Source organism: Thermococcus chitonophagus, assembly GCF_002214605.1.
Lineage (GTDB): Archaea > Methanobacteriota_B > Thermococci > Thermococcales > Thermococcaceae > Pyrococcus > Pyrococcus chitonophagus.
In genome coordinates this window covers 1,830,803-1,852,153 of record NZ_CP015193.1, presented here as the reverse complement: position 1 = coordinate 1,852,153, position 21,351 = coordinate 1,830,803, and the positions used below count along the sequence as shown (strand labels likewise).

Below are 21,351 nucleotides of genomic sequence, written 5' to 3'. Positions count from 1 at the left end.
TTGGTAGTGCAATTACCAACATGATTGAACACTTCAATCCATGGTGGAGGGGAAGGTTCAAGGATGATGAAGACTACCGAAAGTGGAAGGAGAGTGAAATTAAATGGATACCCAAAGAAATTAGTGAGATTTCTCTTGACCCTTTCCCCTTAAATTTCCTGTTTGGGCCGACAAGTCGTCAAAACTACCACAAGATATATCTCTAAGGAATACTCGGGAAAGTTCCATCAAAGGATCTACAGGAGCTAGAGTATGAAGCCTAGGTTTATCGAAACCTATATTAACTTGCAGGGGTACAAGTAACTTTGAGGGGTGCAAGTTGTTGTTTTTCCCGTACCCAAAAACAAAAAGGGAAGAGCTATTTGACAGAGAAAATGAGCTGGAAGATGTTATAAAGGCCGTTGATATGGGAGAAAGGCTTATTTTAATCCTGGGCCCCAGGAGACTTGGCAAGAGCTCACTGCTGAACGTCACGCTTAATGAAATTGAGTATCCATCAATAAAGGTCGACGTTAGAAAAACCTACTCCGAGTTCTCCTCCGTGAACAGGTACGTGATTGGCAGGATGCTACTTTCATCGCTCAGTGGCAGGAAGAGGCTCCTAGAGGAATTAAAGAGGAACGTTAAAGGCCTCTCAGTTTCTGGCGTTAGAGTTGAGATTGCGAAGGATTTCTCAATAGTCGAGTTGCTTGAGGCCCTAAATGAGTATGGAAGATTCATTATAGCGTTTGACGAGGCTCAGTACTTAAGATTTGGGGGAGCAACCCGCTACGATGGTATTTTGGCTTACGCGGTTGACAACCTCGAGAATCTGACCTTTATCTTGACTGGCTCTGAGGTTGGAATGCTCTTTGACTTCCTTAGGTTTGAGGATCCGAGAGCTCCCCTCTTCGGTAGGTACCATCATGACGTGGTTTTAAGCAGGTTCTCCCGGGATTTAAGCCTTGAATTCTTGAAGAGTGGATTCAGGGAGGCTGGCATGAGAATTAAGGAGGGAGAGCTTGAAGATGCAGTTAACACATTTGATGGGGTTGTTGGCTGGCTGACCCTCTATGGCTACCTAAGGGTGGCGAGAGGGCTAGATCACGGTAAGGCTTTGGAAGAAGTCTTCAGGGAGGCTAAGGCGATAGTCGAGAGCGAACTTTCGAGGCTTTTCTCATACAGCCCTCGCTATAAGGTTATACTCAAGGCGATAGCCCTTGGGTACTCCCGGTGGAGGGATATAAAGGATTATGTAACGCTTAAGCTCGGCTATATAAACGATTCAAACTTTTCAAAGCTCTTAGAGAACCTCGTAAAGTCTGGCTATGTTGAAAAGAGGGGAGGTAGGTACTACATTTTTGACCCGATGATTGAGAGGATATTTAAGGAGGGATAGCATGCTCGAGCCGGTAAACTTCAGGGCCAAGCACGGCGGGGCGAGGGAGGAAGGCCTGATAGACTTCTCGGCCTCTGTGAATCCCTATCCTCCGGAGTGGGTGGAGGAGATGTTCGAGAGGGCCAAGGAGATAAGCGGGAGGTATCCTTACTGGGACGAGCTTGAAGGGAAGCTTAGTGATCTCGCTGGGGAAGAGGTAACGGTAACGGCCGGGATAACCGAAGCTCTGTACCTCCTGGGCCCAGTCCTTAAAGGTAAAACAGTTGTGATTCCGAGGCACACCTATGAAGAGTACGAGAGGGTCTCGAGGATATTTGGAGCGAGAATAGTGAAGGGGCCAAACGATCCTGGGGAGCTTGCCAAGCTTGTGACTCAAGGTTCAATAGTATTCTTCTGCAACCCCAATAATCCGGATGGGAAATTTTACAGGGTTAGGGAGCTGAAGCCTTTAATTGATGCCGTTGAAGATACAAATTCTCTGTTAATCCTAGATGAAGCCTTCATAGACTTCGTTAAAAAGCCCGAAAGTCCCCAGGGAGAGAACATAGTAAAGTTAAGGACGTTCACAAAGAGCTACGGGCTACCTGGGATTAGGGTGGGCTACGTCATCGGCTTCCCGGAGTACTTCAGGAGCGTCAGGATGCCTTGGAGCATAGGCTCCACGGGAGTTGCCTTCCTTGAGTTCCTGTTGGAGGATGGGTTTGAGCACCTGAAGAGGACAATGCCTCTAATATGGAAGGAGAAATCTCGGTTGGAGAGGGAACTGGGAGTTAGAAGCGATGCTAACTTCTTTATAATGAGGGTTGGAAACGCTAAAGAATTCGTCGAGAGGGTTAAGCCTAGGGGCATCTTGGTTAGGGACTGCAGTAGCTTCGGCCTTCCAGAATTCGTAAGGTTCTCCGTTAGGAGGCCTGAGGAGAACGATATCCTCATTAAGGTTTTGAAAGATGTTATTCAATGTACCTAGCTTTAACCCCAAGTTTGAGCGCAACCTCCCATTGCTTTTCATCACTTGTTAAAAGGAGAACTCCATATCTCTTCGCCTGGGCTAAATAGAGAGCATCATAAATAGGAATCCTCTCGCTCATTGACATGACCATTGCCATGCCAAGATAATTCTCGAACGGTTCAAAAATCACCACGTCCTCTCTGAGCTTTTTCAACGCGGTAAACATTATCTCAACTTCTTTTCTGGAAATCCTCTTGTATAGTGTGTGATGCTTCCAAATGGCATTTGAGACTTCGGCTAAGGCTAATGTTAGGGAATAGGGTTCATCTAGGAGGTATTCTCTAACTTTCTCCCAGTTTCCCTCCCTTAGTATGTACTTGGCAAGGGAAGATGCATCAATTACTATCACGGTCCTCCCTCACGTAATTTTTTGCAGTTCCTTTTTCGGCTTTTGGAAGGTTTGAGAGCATTGCATCAATTTCTTCCAATGCTTTCCTCCTTTTGTACTCCCTGACCTTAGCCTCAATAAACTTCCTAATCTCCTCGCTCCAGTTAATGTCAACTTCCTTCATGCTCCTCTTAAGCTCCTTTGGGATCCTAAAACTAACAACTTCCATAATACGACACCTGAATACATAATTGAATTACACATATATAAACATTTTTGTATAACCAACTGCCTCTTTTTACGGGAGTGCAAAATGTTTCGGGCAGATTTTAAGGCCAAAGATATTTAAAGATGAAGTTTTATTCATGCACATGCACGAGCTTTATACGGTTTTGGCCAAGTATTACGACTCAATATACAGGAGGAGAGCCCAGGAGATATCGAGGGAAGTTGCCTTCCTTGAAGAGGTCTTCAGGGAAGACGCTAAGAGGGAAGTTCGAGATGTTTTAGATTTGGCCTGCGGGACGGGAATACCAACAGTTGAGCTTGCAAATAGGGGTTACAACGTTGTCGGCATTGACCTCCACGAGGAGATGCTTGAAGTTGCCCGCAGGAAAACCGACAAGGTTAAGTTCATTCAAGGAAATGCCCTTGAGATTAACTTCAGGGAAGAGTTCGATGCTGTAACGATGCTCTTCTCGAGCATCACCTATTTTAACGAGGAGAAGCTAATGATACTGTTTAGAAAAGTTCACGAAGCTCTAAGGCCGGGCGGAGTGTTCATAGCTGATTTTCCCCAGTGGTTCGTGGTGAGGAATCTAGGTCCCTTCGTGTGGGACGAGGTTCATGGAGAAGAGAGGCTTATAATCACGGACTGGAGAGAGGTTTTGCCTGGAGTGCAGAAGGTAAGGTTCAAGAGGCTCGTGCAGATTTTAAGGCCGAACGGTGAAGTTAGGGCGTTCTTCGTCAGCGATGAGCTCAACATATACACTCCCAGGGAGATTAAACTTCTGGGAGGGGAAGTCTTTGGGGAAGTAAGGGTGTACTCTGACTACGAAAGGAAGCTCAGGGAGAACGCTAAGAGGTTTTGGGCCGTTATGGTCAAGGCTTAAACTTGGTACATCCTCTTTACTTCTTTGAGGACTTTATCGCTGAAGTAGACACCTTTTGTTCTCGGCATGTTTATAAGTATGTCTATCTTCTTTGCAATGAAAAGAATTGCAAGAGTCCCAGCTACATTCAATCCAAGGGATTTTGCAATGATCCTTGGAATTTTCTCGTCGAGGATAAGCAGATCAGCGTTAATTTCCTTAGCCAAAATTATTGCTTCAGCTTCGCCAATCTCAACTTCTTTTTTGAGAATTTCAACGCCAATTTTATCTTTTACATCAACGACCTTAATCCACTTTGCATTTTCAACTTCCATGGATCCCGGTTTTCCTTTCCCTTTTTCAACGACTTCATACCAGACAGCTCTCGGAATTATTATCTCACCAAAAAGTTCCTTTAGAACTTTTAACTTTCCAATCTTAGCTAGGGCTATTAGGGGCCCTGAATTAGAGACTACCCTCATAGTAATCTCTCCAAGGTTTTCACATCTTCCCTTAGATCCTCTTCACTATACTGAAGAGGTATACCTTTTGAAGCTAGAATCTCCATCATTTCCCATTTGCTAACTCCAGCTATTTCGGCTGCTTTTCCAAGGCTAACTATTCCCTCACGGTAGAGTTTAATCGCTAGGTATACCTTCACAAGTTTTGGGAGCTCCCTTTCATTAACCTTAAGGATTCTGGCCAAGTCTTGGGGAATAGATACTAAGATTTCGCTCATCCTCTCTCCCTAGCTAAATACCAAAACAAATTTTAAAGGTAATTATTAAATACGCCCGGGAATACCAACCCCTATGCCCAAGCCCAAAGAGATAGTCCTGAAGAAGAGCGAGGAAATAGAGGGAACTCCAATCGAGGGTCCTTGGCTTGACGATATCCATAGCTTGGAGGAAGTCCTCGACTACTACGAGAGGATAGGCTTTCAAGCAACTCACCTTGGGAAGGCGATAGAGATATGGAGGAGAGTCGAGGAGAAGCGCGCCAGAGGAGAGGAGGTTAGGGTTTTCCTGGGCTACACGTCGAACATAATATCATCTGGCCTACGCGAGATAATTGCGTGGCTCGTTAAAGAGGGCAAGGTTGACGTTATCGTAACCACGGCTGGAGGGATTGAGGAAGACTTCATAAAGGCCCTTAAGCCCTTTATCCTTGGTGACTGGCACGTTGACGATTCCCTGTTGAGGGAGAAGGGCATAAACAGGATTGGTAACATTTTCGTTCCCAACGACCGTTATATAGAGTTCGAGAAGTACATGATCTCATTCTTTGAGCGCATTCTCGAGATAGAGCGCGAAGCTGGGAGACCTTTAACGGCCAGCGAGTTCATCTACGAGCTCGGAAGATACATGGATGAAAAGCTAGGTAAAGAGAAGGAGAAGAGCGTAATTTACTGGGCCTACAAGAGGAACGTCCCAATATTCTGCCCGGCGATTACTGATGGATCTATAGGGGACATGCTCTACTTCTTCAAGGAGGAGCGCGGTGATAGGGAGTTGGTAATAGATATAGCCAACGACATCGTAAAGCTGAACAACCTTGCCGTTACAGCCAAGGAGACAGCGTCGATAATCTTAGGGGGCTCCCTCCCGAAGCACGCGATAATAAACGCGAACCTCTTCAGGGGTGGAACAGACTATGCAATATATATAACTACTGCCGTCCCATGGGATGGCTCTCTAAGCGGTGCACCGCCGAGCGAAGGTGTTAGCTGGGGAAAGATAAAAGCTAAGGCCGATTACGTGGAGATATGGGCCGATGCAACCTTAGTGTTTCCCCTGTTGGTCTGGAAGGTTTTTAAAGACTAAACGTGATGCTGCATGAAGTTCATAGCCGATATGATGCTTGGCAGGCTCGCTCGGTGGCTGAGGCTCTACGGTTACGATACACTGTACGGGATTAAAGAGGATGACAAAATCCTTGAAGTCGCTAAAAAAGAGGGTAGGATAATACTTACGCGGGACTCTGGCCTTGCTGAGAGAGCCAAGAAGCTTGGGGTGGGGGTTATTTTAATAGAGTCCAACTCCTTCGAGGATCAAGTTAGGCAACTGATGGGGGAGGGAATACAGTTCAACGAACTATTTCCCGAAAATGCAAGGTGCCCAAAGTGCAATGGCCCAATAGTTAGGGTCAATAAGGAGGAGATAAGGGACAAAGTTCCTAAGAAGGTCTACGAGATCTACAATGAGTTTTACATCTGCCTAAACTGCGGTCAGGTCTACTGGCCCGGAAGGCAGTGGAGGGAGATGGTAAAGATAGATAAAAGGATCAGGGAAATCAGCAAACTCTCGGAACGGGATCGCCAATTGGAGGCTCCATGAACCTCTTTCCTCCAATGCCGGTTTCAAGGATGACTTTCCCGGGATAGTCTTTTATTACCTCCCCTATGATTGCCGCATTTCTGCCTTTCTCGGTCTTCCTCATGGCCTCGAGGGCGTCCTCGGCGTACTCTTTGGCAACGATCATTACGACCTTTCCTTCATTGGCGACCTCGTAGGGGCTTATCCCGAGCATCTCACTTGCAGCTTTTACTTCTGGCCTTATCGGTATGTCGCTCTCCCTGACTAGAATTCCAACGCTGGCCTTTCTCGCCATCTCGTTTAGGGCGTTGCTGAGCCCTCCCCTTGTCGGGTCTTTCATTGCGTGGATGTTCTCCCAGCCTATTGTCTTTGCCACCGTTTCCACTACATCCCATATCGGTGCGACATCACTCTTAAGCTCGGTCTCGAATGAGATGCCCTCCCTGTGGCTCATCAGGGCTATTCCGTGATCTCCTATCGTTCCGCTAACCAGAACGGCATCGCCAACCCTGGCTCCAGCATCGCTTATCGGCCTCTCTGCAATTCCAATTCCGGCCGTAATCACGAATATTCCAATTTCATCTTCAACGACCTTAGTATCTCCGGTAACTATTGGAACGGGAACCTCCTCCGCGGTGTCATTCATTGACTTCAGAATTCTCTCTAAATCAGCTCCGTCGAATCCTTCCCCAATTATCAGGGAGCTCGCTAAGGCTAATGGTCTGGCCCCCATAACGGCTAGGTCGTTGACCGTTCCACTTACAGCTAATCTACCTATGTCTCCCCCAGGGAAGAAGAGGGGTTTAACGGTGTGTCCATCTATTGTAAACACTAAATGCTTGTCCCCTAGGGGTATTGTAGCTCCGTCATCAAGAGCTTCAAGTCCTATTCCACCAGCGGAGTTCAGCCTTATGTTCTTCAGTATCACATCCCTAATCAGTTCCTCCATTAGCTCTCCACCGGCACCGTGCTCGAGCCTTATCTTCATGTCCATCCCCATTCATACTCAGGTTTTGGTACCTTAATAAAGAAACGTTTTTAAGGCAATATCGAGTTTCGATATCGGGATTCGATATGAAGTACCGAGACTTTCTAATCCTGCACATACTCCACCACGCGGAAAAAGGGGGGATTACGGGAGTTTTTATAATGAAAGAGCTGGAGAGACACGGCTACAGAGTCAGCCCGGGGACTATCTATCCCTTACTTCACTCAATGGAGAAAGAGGGACTGCTAAGGAGCAGATGGGAGGTTAGAGAGGGGAGGAGGATACGCGTATACGAGATAACGGAAAAGGGCGTGAAGGCTCTCCAAGAGGGTCGTGAAAGAGTTAGAGAGCTCTGCAAAGAACTTCTGGAGGGATGTGAATGAAGAAGAGGAAGATATTCGGGGTAAGCTGGAACGTCTTCCTCCTAGGAATTGTCAGCTTCCTCAACGATATGAGTAGCGAGATGATAATGCCCATAGTTCCTACTTACCTCACCGATATCCTGGGCATAGGAAAGGCTCTCAGCGGTTCAATAATGGGTCTTATAGAGAGCTTAAGCTCACTGTTCAAGGTTCTGTTTGGATACTTCAGCGATAGGTTCAGGAAGAGAAAGGCCTTCGTTGCACTGGGCTACATGCTCTCAGCTGTAGCTAAGGGTTCTCTGGCGTTCATAAGTAGCTGGTGGGAGTTCGTTGCCCTTAGGATAGTGGACAGGATCGGCAAGGGAATAAGGACGGCCCCCAGGGATGCTTTAATTGCCGAATCAAGCGAGAAGGGTAAAACGGGAAAGGCTTTTGGCTTCCACAGGATGATGGACACCCTGGGGGCCGTTGCCGGCCCCTTAGCTGCTATAGGGCTCCTAGCAATATTTTCCCAACTTCCGAAGGTCGTTGCTTACAAGAGGATCTTCATAATCTCAGCGATCCCAGGACTGGTAGGTGTTCTCATAGTCCTCCTCTTCGTCGTCGATAAGGGCGGGGAGGTTAAGAAGAAGATTAAGGGAATATCAGCATTAAGATCAAGAAGCCTTCAGCTTTTCCTTCTCATAATTGCAATAGGTGCCTTGGGAAGGTACAGCTATGCTTTTACCCTCTGGAAGGCTGAGGAGCTTGGACTAACGGTTATGCAGGGCTTGGGCTTCTACGCTCTCTTCAATCTCATCTATGCCCTCTCGGCATATCCCCTGGGGGCATACTCGGACAGGATAGGGAAGAGGAAGCTCATAACTATTGGCTTTGGAATAGCAGCTTTAGCTTCGATAGCCTTTGCATTCGCAAGGAATGCCCTAGAGCTTGCCCTAGCCTTCGTGCTCTATGGGATATACATCGCGATAGAGGATACGATTCCAAGAGCCTATATGGCAGATCTAGCAAAGGAGTTCGAGAAGGGCACTGTTATAGGGGCATACCATACGGTCTTCGGGATCTTCGTGCTCCCTGCTTCTGTAATAGCTGGGATACTTTGGCAGACTTACTCCCTAACATATGCTTTCCTATATGCCGCGGCCATGAACGCCTTAGCAATGATCCTTATGGTTCTAACAAGGGAAAAGTAGAGCCTCCTGGCTCGGTTTAAAAGCTTTTCCGCGAAGCTTTATTAATTTTTAATTCCAGCTTTTTCTGGTGGGTGAGCATGAAGTTTGAGAGCTTAGATGAAAAAATGAAAAAAGTTTACGCAAAGATACGAACAATTGACGAGTTCCACTGGCACATTGACGATAACACCATAATCGGAATTCACAAGAAGAGCGGGATGAAACTACAGGTGAGGATAGCGGGTAGCAAGGAGGAAGCTGACAAGCTAGCCCAGGAAAAGGAGCCCGGAGTTCTAGATGTTATAGTGATCCCTGGGAAGGGAACCTTCTACGTCAACAACGGAGCCTTCATAATGTCCCTGAAGTTCTTAAGACCCACGGTTCAGGATATAGCAGATCACATAGTCTGGGCCGGCTTTAAGGTTATTGAGAAGGATGGGGGGCTGGAGCAGGAGGATATATATGACTACCTTGGCGGAAGGCTGATAGAACACTTAAAGCAGGGCTTAGTTAACGGGAGGGACTACGTATTCTGGCCCTTCTACAAGTGCAAGCACTGTGGAAAGTACGTAGATATAGACAGCCTTGCCAGGCACATGAAAAACCATGGTGAGGATGTGAAGGAGTGGAGTGAAGAGAAGTATGAGGTACTCGAGATAAATTTCGTCGAGAAGAAGGTTTACGATAAGTTTGGAAAGGAAGTTCCCATGGACAAGTTCAGCGAGGAGGCCCAGGACTTTATAAAGGACAGCTTTGAAGGTGAGTAAGCATGAGATTCTTCCTTAAAACTACCCTCTTTCTTGGAGAGGGCTCACTGAAGAACGTTGAAAAGATTGTGAATGAAAACGAAAGGGTTCTCGTGTTCTCATCAAGGTCAATGGATAAGCTTGGCTTCCTGGGGGAAGTTACCAAGTACCTTGAAGAAGCCGGGGCAGTTTACGAGACCATAATAGGCGTTCCAGCTGAACCAACCCTAGAGGCTGTGGAAGAGATACTTCCAAAGGTTAAAGAGTTTGGGCCTGAAACGTTTATTGCAATCGGTGGTGGAAGCGTTATAGACGTTGCGAAGGCCGTTAAAGTTTTCTATGATGTTCCGGACCTTAACTTCGACGATGTGGCTATATTCAGCAGGTTTCAAAAGGTAAACCCAATTCCAAAGCTTAAGACTAAGCTCATAGCTATCCCGTCAACGAGCGGGGCTGGAAGCGAAGTTTCAGCCGCGAGCGTCATAAAGAAGGGCGATACAAAGTATACCCTCGTGAGCCCTGAGCTCTGTCCAGACTATGCAATTCTTGATCCGAGGTTGCCGGAGAAGATGCCCCGGGAAGTTGCCAGAAACTCTGGATTGGATGTCCTGGTTCACGCAATCGAGGCGTACGTTTCAAAGGTCGCAACCCCCTTCAGTGATGCCTACGCGATTAAGGCCGCAAAGACGGTCTTTGAGTACTTGGAGAGGAGCGTCAGTGGGGATAGGGAGGCCAGAGAAAAGATCCACTACGCCGCGACCATGGCGGGTATAGCTTTTCTCAATGGAAGGCTTGGCCTAGTTCATGCAATGAGCCACAAGGCGGCATGGATAGGGCCTCACGGGTTAGTTAACGCTATCCTATTACCTTACGTTATGGAGTACAACATAAAGAGGGCTCCGGGAAGGTACGATTCCCTCGCGAAGGAACTCGGCTTCAAGGACGTTGAGGAGCTTTACTTCAAGGTTATTGAGCTCAACGAGAAGCTTGGAGTTCCCAAGCTCTCCGAGATCGTCGATGAAAAGGAGTTCATGGAGAAGCTCGATGAGATGGCTAAAAAGGCGTATGAAGATCCATTAGTGAACTTCAACCCAGTGGAGCCAACGGTAGATGAAATCAAAGAGATCTATCTGAAGGCCTTCCGTGGGGAGTGAAATGGACAAGGGATTGGCGAAGTTTGGAGATTCTCTTATCAACTTCCTTTATTCTCTTGCCCTAACGGAGTTCCTGGGGAAGCCAACTGGTGACAGGGTTCCTAACGCGTCCTTAGCTATTGCTTTAGACTTAGCAGGGCTTTCAAAGGGGCTGAGGAGAATGGACAAGCATGCGAAGGGGGATTATGCCGAAGCCTTAATTGCGGAGGCGTGGCTTAAGGGCTTAATAACGGAGAGGGAGGCTGTTGAGATAATAAAGGCAAACTTGAGTGAGGACGTTCTAGACTTTTCAAAGAAGAAGGAGGCCATAGGAAAGGCTTTGGCTCCTCTCCTCAAGGTAATAAGCGAGAGGCTCACCTCCTCTCGAGCTTGAACCTCGGCTCTTCTATCCACTCGCTCTTGCACCTTGGACACCTTGAGGGGATGTTTATTTCTGGCTTGAATGTAAAGCCGCACTTCCTGCATTGGGCGGGCTTTATCAGGAGGATCATGCCTTCCCTCTTCGCTATCTTTGCTATGACCTTTAGGTCTTCAATGATCGCCTTCTTTGATCCCTTTCCCCTAAGTCCTAGAATTCTCGCAAGCTCGCTAACGCTGTAGTCCCTCTCCAAGAGTAGCTCAATTATCTTCTCCCTTCTGGCCATTTTTAATCCCGAAATGAATTTAAGATTCAAGATTTAACGTTTTGTGATGAGATCTGGCATAGCCGAGCTTCCACTCCACACCGGCCACGTTCCCCCTTGGCTCGCTTCGAGGATGGAGAGGTTAGCTAGGATTGTTCTCAAGATATTGGTTGATGAATACGGGACGAAGGGTGCCCTTGAGAGGTTCGCCGATCCCGTTTGGTTCCAGGCCTTCAATAACCTCATCGGAATGGACTGGGACTCTTCAGGATCAACGACCGTAACCACCGGGATAGTCAAAGAGGCACTGAACGAGCTTGATCTAGGAATAAAGGTTGCTGGGGGAAAGGGAAAGGCTAGCAGGAAGACGCCTGATGAGCTGAAAGTTATAGCGGAGAAGTTCGATCTTCCCTGGGAGGAGTACGTTAAGATGTCTAGGCTGGTCGCTAAGGTAGATTCCGTCGCTCTTCAAACTGGTTACCAGCTTTATCATCACACCTTCTTTCTCGATGAAGAGGGAAACTGGGCTGTTGTACAGCAGGGGATGAATCCCGAGGAGAAGTTGGCGAGGAGGTACCACTGGTTCAACGCTGAAGAGTTGCTAAACCCCCATAAAGGAGTGGCTGGAGTTAAGAGGGACTTCGCCCTGAACACCGTAGATATAGACTCCAAGGAAATACAGAAGACAATAATCGAGATAGCCCAGGAAGGGAAAAAGGTTGCGAGGGAAGTCGAGACAATTAAGGCCATGAAAAAGGGCTACATGGTGTTCTACAAGCCCAGGGATGTTGATGTTGCAGGGGTCATTAAAAGATATGAAAGCCTTGGGAAGATTGAACTCAACGTTAAAGCTTTGGAATTCGCTAGGGAACTTGCAGTTGAAGATTACGAGAGCTTCCTCTTAATTAGGGGTCTTGGCCCAGGGACTTTGAGGGCTTTAGCCTTAGTTGCTGAGCTAATATATGATGTTAAGCCAAGCTGGAGGGATCCTGTTACTCATCCAATTGATCCGTTTAAGTTCGCTTATGCCGTTGGGGGTAAGGATAGAGTGCCCTTCAGGATTGAGAAGGGAATCTATGACGATCTAATAGAATTCTTAACAAGGCTTGAGGAAACTAAAAACAGGGAAATTCTGAAGAGAGTTAGAAGGATAACGGAAAGATGGAAGTTCCCGGAGGAGGAAAAGATCCCTACCTTCTGAATAACGCTGAGGCCATCCCGTAGTATGTTGGACAAGCGTAAGACACGAGATCGGGCTTCATAGGTATCTCCCTTAAAATCCCAAGGGCCATGAGAAGGGACCAGTAGCTATCTGGCTTTGCTTTGGTTATGAAATCGTCGGTGAACTCCAGGAGGCCTTCGAGATTTCCGGATTTTAGCATCTCAACTATTCTCCTGTCGTACTCTTTTGACTCTTTTGCGTAGCCGTAGGGGCCTTTTTCACTGTGGGCATGGCCATGGTCTGCGCTCACGATAACCGCAACTTTCTTACCTGCCTTCTCGAGAAGATTTGCTAAGAATCTTCCAAACTCTATGAGCTTATCTCTTTCGAGCTTTGCTGGGGTTATTAGGACGAGTGGATTCTTCTCGAGGAAATAAAGGGGAATTATTTCCCCCCATGTCAGCGGAAACCTTGAGTACCTTCCACTGTAAGTCGCGAAGTTTATATCAACGACTGGAAACTCGGCTCTAGCCCCCAGGAATATTTCCTGGGCTAGTTCTCTGTCGGTCTCATACTCATCATCTACAGGCACGTCAACATCGTTGAACGGCAACCACGGGATTAGGTGTTCGGCCATTATAACTCCGAGAGCCCAACTTATCCTTACGTTATGTGGGGTTATCAATACGTAGGTTTCTGCATTCCTCAGCTCTCTCCCAATTTTTTTCAGGTTTTCGTGGAGTTTCCTTGTTTCCTCATCTGGCGGATAAACTGCCTCATTTCCGTGGGGCATTATGGCCATCCCAACCAGCATTTTTACCACCGTAAAATATTTGGGGTTCCTAATTTTAACTTTCCCCCGGAATTACGTGAAATTTAATGACTATTAAAGAACAAAATATTTACAAACATAAAGCTTAACTTGGGGTGAATACTTGTCATTTTCGGTGGTGAAGGTTAACAAAGGCAAAATTTTTTAAGAATAGGTAATTCTAGTGTTAAGCGGATTTGTTCACCGGAGGTGGTGACGATGGCAGTGGGAGAGAAGATCACTATAAGCGTGATTAAGGCTGACGTTGGCGGCTGGCCTGGACACTCGAGAGTTCACCCTGCCCTGATAGAGAGGGCAAAGGAAGTTCTAAGCGAGGCCCAGAAGGAAGGAACTATAATAGACTTCTACGTCACGTACGCTGGAGATGATTTACAGTTGATAATGACACACAAGAAGGGCGTTGACAGTTCAGAGATCCACGGCCTTGCATGGGAGGCATTTAAGAAGGCCACCGAAGTCGCTAAAGAATTAGGGTTATACGGTGCAGGCCAGGATCTCTTAAAAGATGCATTCAGCGGGAATGTTAGGGGATTAGGCCCAAGTGTTGCTGAGATGGAGATTACGCTAAGGAAGAGCGAGCCCATAGTTACGTTCCACCTTGACAAGACCGAGCCTGGAGCTTTCAACTTGCCTATATTTAGGATGTTCGCTGATCCCTTCAACACCGCCGGTCTAGTAATCGATCCAAAGATGCACATGGGGTTCAGGTTTGAGATCTGGGACATCTACGACCATAAGAAGGTTATTATGAGCTCACCCGAGGAGATGTATGATATCCTCGCGCTAATAGGTGCGAAGGGCAGGTACGTAATTAAGAGGGTCTATCCAAAGAAGGGTCACCCAATACCAGAGGATGAGCCCGTTGCGGTGGTCTCAACTGAAAAGCTCTACGAAGTGGCTGGAGAATACGTTGGTAAGGACGACCCAGTTGCAATAGTTAGGGCTCAGAGCGGCCTTCCAGCTCTTGGAGAGGTTCTCGAGCCATTTGCCTTCCCGCACTTGGTCAGCGGGTGGATGAGGGGTTCGCACAACGGGCCTCTAATGCCAGTCCCGCTCAAGTATGCAACGCCAACTAGGTTCGACGGACCACCAAGGGCGGTAGCTTTAGGATGGCAGATAAGCCCAGAAGGAAAGCTTATCGGCCCAGTTGACTTGTTTGATGATCCAGCCTTTGAGTGGGCCAGGCAGAAGGCAATGGAGATTACGGATTACATGAGGAGGCACGGACCATTCGAGCCTCACAGGCTACCTCTTGAGGAGATGGAGTACACTACGCTCCCAGGGGTTCTAGAAAAGTTAAAGGACAGGTTTGAGCCTGTAGAGTGATCACAAGTTGAATGCTCCTTTTATCCCATTTATTATCATTTGAACTGCCATTGAGGTAAGGATTAGTCCCATCATTCTCGTCGTTACTTTAATTCCCACTCGACCCATATTCTCAATTATCTTATTACCTGACGATAGGATAAGATAGACCGTAACACTTACGGTGATTATTGTCAAAATGACAATGGCTGGATTCTCCTTAGTCATGTATAGCATAACCGTGGTTATGGCTCCAGGACCGGAGATCAGCGGAATTGCTAAAGGGATTACAGCTACCTCTTCTAATGTTACTTCCTCTTCGTCTATCTTCACTGAGGAGAGCTTTCCGGAGAGCATCTCCATTCCCATTCTGAACAGCAGAATTCCACCGGCAATTGCGAAGGCATCAACGCTTGAGCCAAAGAACTTGAATATCCACTGGCCTATTAAGGCGAAGGTTATAAGCGTTATTAGTACTGTTATTGAAACCTTCCTGGCAACTTCATGTCTCTTTTCTATTGGAAGGTGGCTTACAACGCCCATAAAAACTGGAACTGCTCCTATGGGATTAGTTATTGCAAACAGACCTGCGTACATTAGTATGAACGACTTCAGCTCTTCCATTGAACCACCTAAGCTCGTGAGAAGCCCCTGAATTTAAAAACTTAAAGCTTCCATATCTTCACAAAAAGTAGCGTTTCCTTCCCCCTAGCCCTATAGGCTCTTATCATGCCCGAGTTCAATACTACCCTAAAGTAGCTTGTTCCATCAAATGAAATCCCTGAGATGTAGTACTCTCCAGATAGCTGGGATATCATTAGGAGCAGGTTTCCGATATCTGAGATGTTACCTGAGTACAGGGGATATGCTCCCTTTAGGGTAAAATACACGTCAAATATCGTAGAAAAATCGTTACCTGCCACTATAAATTCGAGAACTCTCTTTGGATCTCGGAAATGCTTTATTGGGTTTTCAAGAGCCACGTCTAGAAGCTGGATAATTACGTCTTCTGGAACCTGAGGAGGCTTAATCTTTATTGAAAAGTATATCGTTGAACTTTCATGGAGAATGATGTTCTCTGCTGTTGCATCTTCAATTACTTCAAAATACTCGATTCTTCCATTTTCTAGGTCTAAACTCCCCACTAACCTTGGGTTCGTTGTTTCCATAATTTCATGCCATCTTGAGATAACTGGATCGAGAGGATCATTTTGATCCTTATAGTTATCTCTTGATGGCTTACTGATATCGCTGAGATCCTCCATAATGTCACCACTTCTTAATGGAATATAATGAATAAAAGCTTTTTCCACATAAGTTAGTCAGATAGACATAACTTAAAAGATTCTTGAAAATGAATGACTGATAAAGGTAACAAAAAAGTAACAATCCGAATGTTTTATACTTTATTTAGTAAGATCTAAAAGTTTGTTCCACTTCTCCTTTGTCCTCTGGAAGCAACCTAGGGGCATTAACTCTCTCTCCGGACAGTAGCCGAGCTGGATGCATCTTGGCCCGAGTTTTGCCCACTTTATTATTGGCCTTATGTCCTCCCTCTTTGCGAGCTCTTCCAGCATCTTCCACGCCACTTCCCTAATTTCCCACTGGGCCCTCTCACAGAGTCTCAACCCGAAGAAATGCTTGAGCTCCCTTAAGTTCATCGTGACCACGATTTTGGTTTTAACGGCCTGAGGGAGAATGAAACGCGCGTCTTCCTTTGGAGTTCCTGCCTGAACGGACTCAATGTAGAGCTCCCTGGCATCTCTCATAAGATCATACCACTTGTATGCTAAAAATGGATCTTCTAAAACGCTTTCGGGGATCGTGAATTCATACTCTTCAAGTCTTCTGAGTATAGAGGCTTTTATTCTCTCCCTGAGCTCTGGAACAACTGTTAGGGCCTTCAGTATGTTGCTTCTCCTCGTAAGGAGAGGATCAACGCTCTTGTACAGAAGTCTCAATAGGTCTTCGGAACTACTGCTCTTGGTGTAGCGGAGGTACCAGTTTCCTTGAGTTTCATGGTATTTTAGTTCACCTTCCGGAAGCCCCAGTTCAGAGAGCATGAGCGCGAGGTCTTCAAGGACTTTTTTGCTCGGGCTAATGAACGTTACCTCCACTCCTTGAAAAGTTCCATCTTTGAAAATAACCCTGATATACCCATTCCCGTCTAAGTAACCCCTAAGAAAGTGTGGCCAGAGATCCTTAGTGATTTCCCTAATAACCTTATTTAGGGTTCTTTTATCCTTTTCAGAAACCCCCCACTTTTTGAGGTCTTCAATCAGCTTTCTGTTTCCAACCCAAATCCAAACGATATTTTTGTCCTTTTGAGCCCTTATCTTTGCCCCACGTCCAATGCGTTCTGCTATCTCCATTAAGAGAGTATTTTCAAAGTTTTTCTTGTCAAGTATGAGGGCGTTCTTTGCTTCATCGATGTCGCCAGCTGCCATTATGAAACCGAGGAGGTAAGCCTTGTCTGGGTCATTTATATCTTTAAAGAAATTCTCATTCACGATTTTACCATTGTACACTTCCGCTGCTTTTTGGGGGGTAACACCATACGCCCGAAGTATCGAGAGAACAGAAGCAGGGTGGAGTCCAGTTATCTTTGCTATCTGCCATAATGAGAGACCGTCCTCAAGGTACCATCTAACGATCTCCTTCTCTTGATTTATGCTGAGCTTACAGTGCGGATTCCTCTTCTCTCCTGAGGGTTTGGGGAGCTTGTACTCCTTTAGCTTCACGGAAGAAACGAATTGATACCTCTGGCTCTGTTGGGTGTAGCTTGCAATCCTATGCCTGACCAGCTGATGGGTACAGACTCTCGAGCATCCTTCTATCGCAAAGGTGAAAGTTGCGTGCTCCAAAATGCTTTCGTGACCATACCCCAAAACCCTTGGGAGGTGCCTCTCGACGTCATTCATTCCTATTTTCTCAAAAGACTCAGTTGTCCACTCCTCCCAATAGCTTATGAGGGCGGCCCAGGTTATGGTTTCGAGTGGTTTTGGAGTGTAGTTTACGAGCTTGACTTTGATCATTTGACCACCCCTCTGGGATGGGGTGAGAATAGTTTAAACGTTTCCTGACCGTAAACTTTAAATAATTAATCTCATTGATGAACTAGCGGGCAGTGGACCGGTAGCCTAGCCAGGATAGGGCGGCGGCCTCCTAAGCCGCAGGTCCGGGGTTCAAATCCCCGCCGGTCCGCCAGAAAATACCTTTTTTCTTGGCTTTGAAATCTTAAACACTTCTTGTAGAAATCCTTTTTAATTCAGACATGGTACATTAAAACGCGATGAAGAAGGGTGGCGTCTCTGAGTTGGTGATGATATCTGCGATGGCTGAGCAAAATATTTTAACTATCTTATATAGGTAAGCAATGGTGCTTAATAATGAAGACCTTTCTTACCGATCAACAGATAAAGGTTCTTATGCTAAGGGCAAAGGGATTGAAGCAGAGTGAAATAGCGGAGATCCTGGGAACAAGCAGGGCCAACGTAAGCATTTTGGAGAAAAGAGCCCTTGAAAAAATAGAAAAAGCCAGAAACACTATTCTATTATGGGAACAAATAAATTCAAAAGTTCGAGTGGAAGTCAGAGCTGGGGAAGATATATTCAACATACCTGAAAAACTTTTTAAGGAAGCTGATGAAGCAGGAGTGAAAGTCCCATATAGCACAGCTGAAATAATAGCTTTCCTAGTCGAGCATGCTCCCGTTGAAGATAGACTTGCAAAAAGGGACTTTACGTTGTTCCTAGACTCAAAAAACAGGCTGAGAGTCAGTGAATGCATATTAGAAGAAGGGATCTAAAATGATTGAATTAACATTTGCGGAGTCTATCTTTCTCGTCCTCTTCATAGGAGTGCTCTCGATGATAATAAGTAGGAGGACTGGCATATCATATATCCCAATTTTCATACTAGCTGGTATGTTAATTGGTCCAGTTCTAAACCTTATCCCAAGGAGCCTCGCACACTCAATATTTGACTTCGTTAGGGTTTTTGGTCTTGTAATAATCCTCTTCACAGAGGGGCACAACTTAAGTTGGAAGATTTTGAGGAAGAACTTTGGCACGATAGCAACCCTCGACACGGTAGGCCTTCTTATTACCGCTATAATCGCCGGATTTATTTTTGAAGCAGTATTTCACTCCTCATTCCTATTAGGCTTCCTCTTTGGGGCTATAATTGGGGCAACTGATCCGGCAACTTTAATTCCTCTCTTCAGACAGTACAGAGTTAGACAGGACATCGAAACGGTAATAGTCACTGAATCTATATTCAATGATCCTCTTGGGATAGTTCTGACGCTAATAGCAGTCTCAATGCTCATTCCTGGGGCGAGTGGTGGGCTTTTCTCAGAGCTTTCAGCTAGAGTTGGAGTTTATGGGGCTGGGATTATCTACTTCCTCTACAATGTAGCTGTTTCAATTGGAATAGGGATACTGTTGGGAGTTGCTGGATATAAGTTCATAAAAGCGACTAAGATCTACGACTTTCCTGAAATAGAAGCCTTTTCACTCTCTCTTGCATTCCTTGGATTCTTCATAGGAGAGAGGCTTGAGGCTTCAGGATACCTAGTTGCAACAGTGACAGGGATAATCCTGGGGAACTACAAGGTTCTCAAGCCCAGGGAGGATGTTAGAGTTCTTAAGAGGATACAGCGGGCAATAGAGAAAGAAGTTCACTTCAATGATACCTTAGCTGCACTGGCAACGATATTCATATTCGTGGTTCTCGGGGCAGAGATGAACCTTCAGGTTATAGCCAGCAACTTGGGGAAGGGCCTTTTAGTGGCCCTCGGCGTTATGCTGGTTGCAAGGCCCTTAGCCACGCTTCCAATCCTCAAATGGTGGAGCCCCAGGGAGTACTTATTCATAGCCCTTGAAGGGCCTAGGGGAGTAGTGCCATCTGCCTTGGCATCTCTACCACTAAGCCTGGCATTGAAGTATCATGAAGGGATAAGCGTCTACTGGGGAGAGATAATAATGGCCGTTGTCGTTGTTACGGTTCTGGCATCGGTAATTTTGGAAACCCTCTGGCTACCAATACTAAAAGATAAGCTGGGTGTTGGAGAGACAGTCGAAGAGAGGATAAAGAGAAAAGAAATGGAAAAAAAGAAGAAGAAAAAGTAGCATGGTATTAGTTTAACGTGTTATTTTTTGTTATGTTGGGTTTTTCATGTGTTGGTTTTGGGTTTGTTGGTGTTGTTTTATCCTATTGAAGGCCTGCTCGGGTCTAGAATTCCTGATTAATAGTTTAGAGGAAAGAATACTTAGTTTAATTCGATATTATAAACTTCTGCTTTTGGAGTATCTTATCAGTGGTAATTTGCTGGACGTTTTAGCTAACTGGATGGTTATAACTTCTCCTAGCCTTATTCTTGATTTAAAGTCCTGAGACCCTTAAATCGGATGGTCTAGGAGTTCTAATTAACTCACGTTTTTGAATTAATTCAGTGCCTCGAACTTTTTTCTGGCTTATTCAATTTCGATTGTTTGAAAGTTAATTTTACGGGTTTGTAGGAGTGAGTTAATGGATTATTGTCATTTTCTGGCCCCATTATTTTCAGGGTAGGTTTATAAAGGAATGATAGTGCTACGGGTTTCCCAAAAGGATAAATTATTTAAGCTCTTAGAAGAGAGTATTAGTCGAACAAAGCCAAAAACCTCACAGTTTCCGTAGAACTAAATAGTGTGGAAAGAGTGAGTCCCTAGTAAGGTCAATTGAGTATCTGAGAGCGACGTTTCCGTAGAACTAAATAGTGTGGAAAGCCTTTTTAGCCCTTTCCCTTTTCTTTGGGGGTGCGCCGTTTGTTTCCGTAGAACTAAATAGTGTGGAAAGCTGGCGAGATAGGATTTTAGCGCTCACGTTTCCACCATGTTTCCGTAGAACTAAATAGTGTGGAAAGTCTTCCTTTCTCTTCTCCAAATAACTAAGCACGTCCTCCACACCCATGTTTCCGTAGAACTAAATAGTGTGGAAAGAGGGTTTGGAAAAATTGCAGATGTTGGGACTCAGCTAACTGTGTTTCCGTAGAACTAAATAGTGTGGAAAGCAGTTCGTACTTGTGTAGCTCAGCCTCTAAATCGCTCACGTTTCCGTAGAACTAAATAGTGTGGAAAGATCTTAGGCCGTAAAGGTAGGTTGCTAAGCCTAAGCTCCTATCGTGTTTCCGTAGAACTAAATAGTGTGGAAAGATTAGCCTCTTGATCTCATTGTTGTTTTTGCCAGTTTGTTTCCGTAGAACTAAATAGTGTGGAAAGCTTCCCTCCTCGCCTCAACACTTGCGGCCGTAAACTGTTTCCGTAGAACTAAATAGTGTGGAAAGTCAACATCGACCCAGAGACATACAAGAGCGAGAGCAAGTTTCCGTAGAACTAAATAGTGTGGAAAGCCATCCCTACTGTCTTTGTTGTTTCTAAGTCTTCTCTATTTCGTTTCCGTAGGTTTCCGTAGAACTAAATAGTGTGGAAAGTTCTCGATGAAGGTTTTGTCGGCCCAGTCGTGCAGTTCTGGTTTCCGTAGAACTAAATAGTGTGGAAAGTTCTACCCCGTCCTCATATATCTTGTATGTGATTTGGTGACTAGTTTCCGTAGAACTAAATAGTGTGGAAAGCGAATGTTACGTCTGTTGACCCATTTGCGAACCTCGTTTCCGTAGAACTAAATAGTGTGGAAAGATGTTTGTCCAGAACTCTAGTACCACTCCTTGTTCACGTTTCCGTAGAACTAAATAGTGTGGAAAGGCCGTTCTTTGCAATCACGTAGTCGCCGTCTTTGAAGATTATGTTTCCGTAGAACTAAATAGTGTGGAAAGAATCGTAGTAATAAGTAATCCGAATAGGTTTGCCAGTTTCGTTTCCGTAGAACTAAATAGTGTGGAAA

The 21,351-nt window shown here is 45.7% G+C and carries 24 protein-coding genes, 1 tRNA gene, 3 pseudogenes and 1 CRISPR repeat array (1 of these 29 running past the window's edge); of the genes and pseudogenes, 16 read left to right on the top strand and 12 right to left on the bottom strand.

Annotated features, from left to right (window positions below; all coding sequences use genetic code 11):
• Nucleotides 1-20: 20 nt before the first annotated feature.
• From A3L04_RS10220 to A3L04_RS10210, 3 genes are all read left to right on the top strand, one after another.
• Nucleotides 21-206: an ATP-binding protein gene (locus A3L04_RS10220; protein ID WP_068577796.1), complete on the top strand. Its 186-nt coding sequence runs from the start codon at nucleotides 21-23 to the stop codon at nucleotides 204-206.
• Between the two features lie 116 nt (nucleotides 207-322).
• Nucleotides 323-1,378, top strand: coding sequence for an AAA family ATPase (locus A3L04_RS10215; RefSeq protein ID WP_331711175.1), 1,056 nt, complete (start codon nucleotides 323-325; stop codon nucleotides 1,376-1,378).
• A gap of 1 nt (nucleotide 1,379) precedes the next feature.
• Complete coding sequence (locus A3L04_RS10210; protein ID WP_068577792.1) at nucleotides 1,380-2,345, top strand: aminotransferase class I/II-fold pyridoxal phosphate-dependent enzyme; 966 nt, start codon at nucleotides 1,380-1,382, stop codon at nucleotides 2,343-2,345.
• Here the strand turns inward: A3L04_RS10210 and A3L04_RS10205 are convergent.
• Both A3L04_RS10205 and vapB read right to left on the bottom strand, forming a co-directional pair.
• A complete protein-coding gene (locus A3L04_RS10205; protein WP_068577790.1) occupies nucleotides 2,329-2,736 on the bottom strand; it encodes a type II toxin-antitoxin system VapC family toxin in 408 nt (135 codons plus the stop codon). The two genes, A3L04_RS10210 and A3L04_RS10205, sit on opposite strands and share 17 nt — an antisense overlap.
• Nucleotides 2,723-2,944: a type II toxin-antitoxin system VapB family antitoxin gene (gene vapB / locus A3L04_RS10200; protein ID WP_068577788.1), complete on the bottom strand. Its 222-nt coding sequence runs from the start codon at nucleotides 2,942-2,944 to the stop codon at nucleotides 2,723-2,725. Before vapB ends, A3L04_RS10205 begins: the two co-directional genes overlap by 14 nt.
• A 142-nt stretch (nucleotides 2,945-3,086) precedes the next feature.
• Here vapB and A3L04_RS10195 point away from each other — a divergent pair, with 142 nt between their 5' ends.
• Nucleotides 3,087-3,827 carry a class I SAM-dependent methyltransferase gene (locus A3L04_RS10195; protein ID WP_068579561.1) on the top strand — a complete coding sequence of 247 codons (741 nt, stop codon included), beginning with the start codon at nucleotides 3,087-3,089 and terminating at the stop codon, nucleotides 3,825-3,827.
• Here A3L04_RS10195 and A3L04_RS10190 read toward each other — a convergent pair.
• Both A3L04_RS10190 and A3L04_RS10185 read right to left on the bottom strand, forming a co-directional pair.
• A complete protein-coding gene (locus tag A3L04_RS10190; RefSeq protein WP_068577786.1) occupies nucleotides 3,824-4,288 on the bottom strand; it encodes a nucleotide-binding protein in 465 nt (154 codons plus the stop codon). The two genes, A3L04_RS10195 and A3L04_RS10190, sit on opposite strands and share 4 nt — an antisense overlap.
• A complete protein-coding gene (locus A3L04_RS10185; RefSeq protein ID WP_068577784.1) occupies nucleotides 4,285-4,545 on the bottom strand; it encodes a UPF0175 family protein in 261 nt (86 codons plus the stop codon). Before A3L04_RS10185 ends, A3L04_RS10190 begins: the two co-directional genes overlap by 4 nt.
• Nucleotides 4,546-4,618: 73 nt before the next feature.
• On the opposite strand from A3L04_RS10185, the gene A3L04_RS10180 reads away from it, so the two are divergent.
• Together A3L04_RS10180 and A3L04_RS10175 are read left to right on the top strand one after the other, a co-directional pair.
• A complete protein-coding gene (locus tag A3L04_RS10180) occupies nucleotides 4,619-5,629 on the top strand; it encodes a deoxyhypusine synthase (protein ID WP_068577783.1) in 1,011 nt (336 codons plus the stop codon).
• Between the two features lie 12 nt (nucleotides 5,630-5,641).
• The gene (locus A3L04_RS10175; protein WP_068577782.1) at nucleotides 5,642-6,142 is read left to right on the top strand and encodes a DUF5615 family PIN-like protein; all 501 of its coding nucleotides are present in this window, start codon (nucleotides 5,642-5,644) and stop codon (nucleotides 6,140-6,142) included.
• Here the strand turns inward: A3L04_RS10175 and hypE are convergent.
• On the bottom strand, nucleotides 6,099-7,109 hold the full coding sequence (gene hypE, locus A3L04_RS10170; protein ID WP_068577781.1) for a hydrogenase expression/formation protein HypE: 1,011 nt from the start codon (nucleotides 7,107-7,109) through the stop codon (nucleotides 6,099-6,101). The two genes, A3L04_RS10175 and hypE, sit on opposite strands and share 44 nt — an antisense overlap.
• Nucleotides 7,110-7,195: 86 nt before the next feature.
• Between hypE and A3L04_RS10165 the strand changes: the two genes are divergently transcribed.
• The 5 genes from A3L04_RS10165 (at nucleotide 7,196) to A3L04_RS10145 (ending at nucleotide 10,916) form a co-directional block, all read left to right on the top strand.
• Entirely contained in the window at nucleotides 7,196-7,492 is a 297-nt protein-coding gene (locus A3L04_RS10165; RefSeq protein ID WP_068577780.1) for a PadR family transcriptional regulator, read from the top strand.
• Complete coding sequence (locus tag A3L04_RS10160; RefSeq protein ID WP_068577779.1) at nucleotides 7,489-8,664, top strand: MFS transporter; 1,176 nt, start codon at nucleotides 7,489-7,491, stop codon at nucleotides 8,662-8,664. The genes A3L04_RS10165 and A3L04_RS10160 overlap by 4 nt, the downstream gene beginning before the upstream one ends.
• A 77-nt stretch (nucleotides 8,665-8,741) precedes the next feature.
• On the top strand, nucleotides 8,742-9,410 hold the full coding sequence (locus tag A3L04_RS10155; RefSeq protein ID WP_068577777.1) for a TBP-interacting protein: 669 nt from the start codon (nucleotides 8,742-8,744) through the stop codon (nucleotides 9,408-9,410).
• A 2-nt stretch (nucleotides 9,411-9,412) separates the two neighbouring features.
• Complete coding sequence (locus A3L04_RS10150; RefSeq protein ID WP_068577775.1) at nucleotides 9,413-10,543, top strand: iron-containing alcohol dehydrogenase; 1,131 nt, start codon at nucleotides 9,413-9,415, stop codon at nucleotides 10,541-10,543.
• A gap of 1 nt (nucleotide 10,544) precedes the next feature.
• A complete protein-coding gene (locus tag A3L04_RS10145) occupies nucleotides 10,545-10,916 on the top strand; it encodes a ribonuclease III family protein (RefSeq protein WP_068577770.1) in 372 nt (123 codons plus the stop codon).
• Here A3L04_RS10145 and A3L04_RS10140 read toward each other — a convergent pair.
• Nucleotides 10,897-11,187 carry a transcriptional regulator gene (locus A3L04_RS10140; protein WP_068577768.1) on the bottom strand — a complete coding sequence of 97 codons (291 nt, stop codon included), beginning with the start codon at nucleotides 11,185-11,187 and terminating at the stop codon, nucleotides 10,897-10,899. The two genes, A3L04_RS10145 and A3L04_RS10140, sit on opposite strands and share 20 nt — an antisense overlap.
• Before the next feature lie 43 nt (nucleotides 11,188-11,230).
• On the opposite strand from A3L04_RS10140, the gene A3L04_RS10135 reads away from it, so the two are divergent.
• Nucleotides 11,231-12,367, top strand: coding sequence for a DUF763 domain-containing protein (locus A3L04_RS10135; protein WP_394326718.1), 1,137 nt, complete (start codon nucleotides 11,231-11,233; stop codon nucleotides 12,365-12,367).
• Here A3L04_RS10135 and A3L04_RS10130 read toward each other — a convergent pair.
• The gene (locus A3L04_RS10130) at nucleotides 12,357-13,142 is read right to left on the bottom strand and encodes a DODA-type extradiol aromatic ring-opening family dioxygenase (RefSeq protein ID WP_068577766.1); all 786 of its coding nucleotides are present in this window, start codon (nucleotides 13,140-13,142) and stop codon (nucleotides 12,357-12,359) included. The two genes, A3L04_RS10135 and A3L04_RS10130, sit on opposite strands and share 11 nt — an antisense overlap.
• 216 nt (nucleotides 13,143-13,358) lie before the next feature.
• Here A3L04_RS10130 and fbp point away from each other — a divergent pair, with 216 nt between their 5' ends.
• Nucleotides 13,359-14,486 carry a fructose-1,6-bisphosphate aldolase/phosphatase gene (gene fbp, locus A3L04_RS10125; RefSeq protein WP_068577764.1) on the top strand — a complete coding sequence of 376 codons (1,128 nt, stop codon included), beginning with the start codon at nucleotides 13,359-13,361 and terminating at the stop codon, nucleotides 14,484-14,486.
• Here fbp and snatA read toward each other — a convergent pair whose 3' ends face one another.
• The 5 genes and pseudogenes from snatA to A3L04_RS10105 all read right to left on the bottom strand — a co-directional run.
• Entirely contained in the window at nucleotides 14,487-15,089 is a 603-nt protein-coding gene (snatA, locus tag A3L04_RS10120) for a neutral amino acid NAAT transporter SnatA (protein WP_068577762.1), read from the bottom strand.
• Nucleotides 15,090-15,130: 41 nt separating this feature from the next.
• Nucleotides 15,131-15,730: a hypothetical protein gene (locus A3L04_RS10115; protein ID WP_068577760.1), complete on the bottom strand. Its 600-nt coding sequence runs from the start codon at nucleotides 15,728-15,730 to the stop codon at nucleotides 15,131-15,133.
• Between the two features lie 141 nt (nucleotides 15,731-15,871).
• Nucleotides 15,872-16,303 (bottom strand): annotated as a pseudogene (thyX, locus tag A3L04_RS11335) (FAD-dependent thymidylate synthase); the annotation flags it as partial.
• A 135-nt stretch (nucleotides 16,304-16,438) separates the two neighbouring features.
• Nucleotides 16,439-17,206: pseudogene (locus tag A3L04_RS11465) on the bottom strand (LAGLIDADG family homing endonuclease); the annotation flags it as partial.
• 11 nt (nucleotides 17,207-17,217) lie between these two features.
• Nucleotides 17,218-17,500 (bottom strand): annotated as a pseudogene (locus tag A3L04_RS10105) (FAD-dependent thymidylate synthase); the annotation flags it as partial.
• Between the two features lie 94 nt (nucleotides 17,501-17,594).
• On the opposite strand from A3L04_RS10105, the gene A3L04_RS10100 reads away from it, so the two are divergent.
• From A3L04_RS10100 to A3L04_RS10090, 3 genes are all read left to right on the top strand, one after another.
• Nucleotides 17,595-17,672 (top strand) — tRNA-Arg (locus A3L04_RS10100).
• Between the two features lie 182 nt (nucleotides 17,673-17,854).
• Nucleotides 17,855-18,274 carry a Tfx family DNA-binding protein gene (locus tag A3L04_RS10095; protein ID WP_068577758.1) on the top strand — a complete coding sequence of 140 codons (420 nt, stop codon included), beginning with the start codon at nucleotides 17,855-17,857 and terminating at the stop codon, nucleotides 18,272-18,274.
• 1 nt (nucleotide 18,275) lies between these two features.
• Nucleotides 18,276-19,598, top strand: coding sequence for a cation:proton antiporter (locus A3L04_RS10090; RefSeq protein WP_068577756.1), 1,323 nt, complete (start codon nucleotides 18,276-18,278; stop codon nucleotides 19,596-19,598).
• Between the two features lie 540 nt (nucleotides 19,599-20,138).
• A CRISPR array of direct repeats spans nucleotides 20,139-21,351; the repeat unit is 29 nt; unit sequence GTTTCCGTAGAACTAAATAGTGTGGAAAG (it continues 850 nt past the right edge of the window).

What these genes read in the sequence shown, in the direction of transcription:
- A3L04_RS10160 (WP_068577779.1), top strand. Translation starts at nt 7,489, where the DNA reads ATGAAGAAGAGGAAGATATTCGGGGTAAGCTGGAACGTCTTCCTCCTA.
- A3L04_RS10145 (WP_068577770.1), top strand. Translation starts at nt 10,545, where the DNA reads ATGGACAAGGGATTGGCGAAGTTTGGAGATTCTCTTATCAACTTCCTT.
- A3L04_RS10095 (WP_068577758.1), top strand. Translation starts at nt 17,855, where the DNA reads ATGAAGACCTTTCTTACCGATCAACAGATAAAGGTTCTTATGCTAAGG.
- snatA (WP_068577762.1), bottom strand. Translation starts at nt 15,089, where the DNA reads ATGGAAGAGCTGAAGTCGTTCATACTAATGTACGCAGGTCTGTTTGCA.
- vapB (WP_068577788.1), bottom strand. Translation starts at nt 2,944, where the DNA reads ATGGAAGTTGTTAGTTTTAGGATCCCAAAGGAGCTTAAGAGGAGCATG.
- A3L04_RS10150 (WP_068577775.1), top strand. Translation starts at nt 9,413, where the DNA reads ATGAGATTCTTCCTTAAAACTACCCTCTTTCTTGGAGAGGGCTCACTG.
- A3L04_RS10180 (WP_068577783.1), top strand. Translation starts at nt 4,619, where the DNA reads ATGCCCAAGCCCAAAGAGATAGTCCTGAAGAAGAGCGAGGAAATAGAG.
- fbp (WP_068577764.1), top strand. Translation starts at nt 13,359, where the DNA reads ATGGCAGTGGGAGAGAAGATCACTATAAGCGTGATTAAGGCTGACGTT.
- A3L04_RS10090 (WP_068577756.1), top strand. Translation starts at nt 18,276, where the DNA reads ATGATTGAATTAACATTTGCGGAGTCTATCTTTCTCGTCCTCTTCATA.
- A3L04_RS10175 (WP_068577782.1), top strand. Translation starts at nt 5,642, where the DNA reads ATGAAGTTCATAGCCGATATGATGCTTGGCAGGCTCGCTCGGTGGCTG.
- A3L04_RS10195 (WP_068579561.1), top strand. Translation starts at nt 3,087, where the DNA reads ATGCACGAGCTTTATACGGTTTTGGCCAAGTATTACGACTCAATATAC.
- A3L04_RS10140 (WP_068577768.1), bottom strand. Translation starts at nt 11,187, where the DNA reads ATGGCCAGAAGGGAGAAGATAATTGAGCTACTCTTGGAGAGGGACTAC.
- A3L04_RS10210 (WP_068577792.1), top strand. Translation starts at nt 1,380, where the DNA reads ATGCTCGAGCCGGTAAACTTCAGGGCCAAGCACGGCGGGGCGAGGGAG.
- A3L04_RS10155 (WP_068577777.1), top strand. Translation starts at nt 8,742, where the DNA reads ATGAAGTTTGAGAGCTTAGATGAAAAAATGAAAAAAGTTTACGCAAAG.
- A3L04_RS10130 (WP_068577766.1), bottom strand. Translation starts at nt 13,142, where the DNA reads ATGCTGGTTGGGATGGCCATAATGCCCCACGGAAATGAGGCAGTTTAT.
- A3L04_RS10190 (WP_068577786.1), bottom strand. Translation starts at nt 4,288, where the DNA reads ATGAGGGTAGTCTCTAATTCAGGGCCCCTAATAGCCCTAGCTAAGATT.
- hypE (WP_068577781.1), bottom strand. Translation starts at nt 7,109, where the DNA reads ATGAAGATAAGGCTCGAGCACGGTGCCGGTGGAGAGCTAATGGAGGAA.
- A3L04_RS10220 (WP_068577796.1), top strand. Translation starts at nt 21, where the DNA reads ATGATTGAACACTTCAATCCATGGTGGAGGGGAAGGTTCAAGGATGAT.
- A3L04_RS10185 (WP_068577784.1), bottom strand. Translation starts at nt 4,545, where the DNA reads ATGAGCGAAATCTTAGTATCTATTCCCCAAGACTTGGCCAGAATCCTT.
- A3L04_RS10115 (WP_068577760.1), bottom strand. Translation starts at nt 15,730, where the DNA reads ATGGAGGATCTCAGCGATATCAGTAAGCCATCAAGAGATAACTATAAG.
- A3L04_RS10165 (WP_068577780.1), top strand. Translation starts at nt 7,196, where the DNA reads ATGAAGTACCGAGACTTTCTAATCCTGCACATACTCCACCACGCGGAA.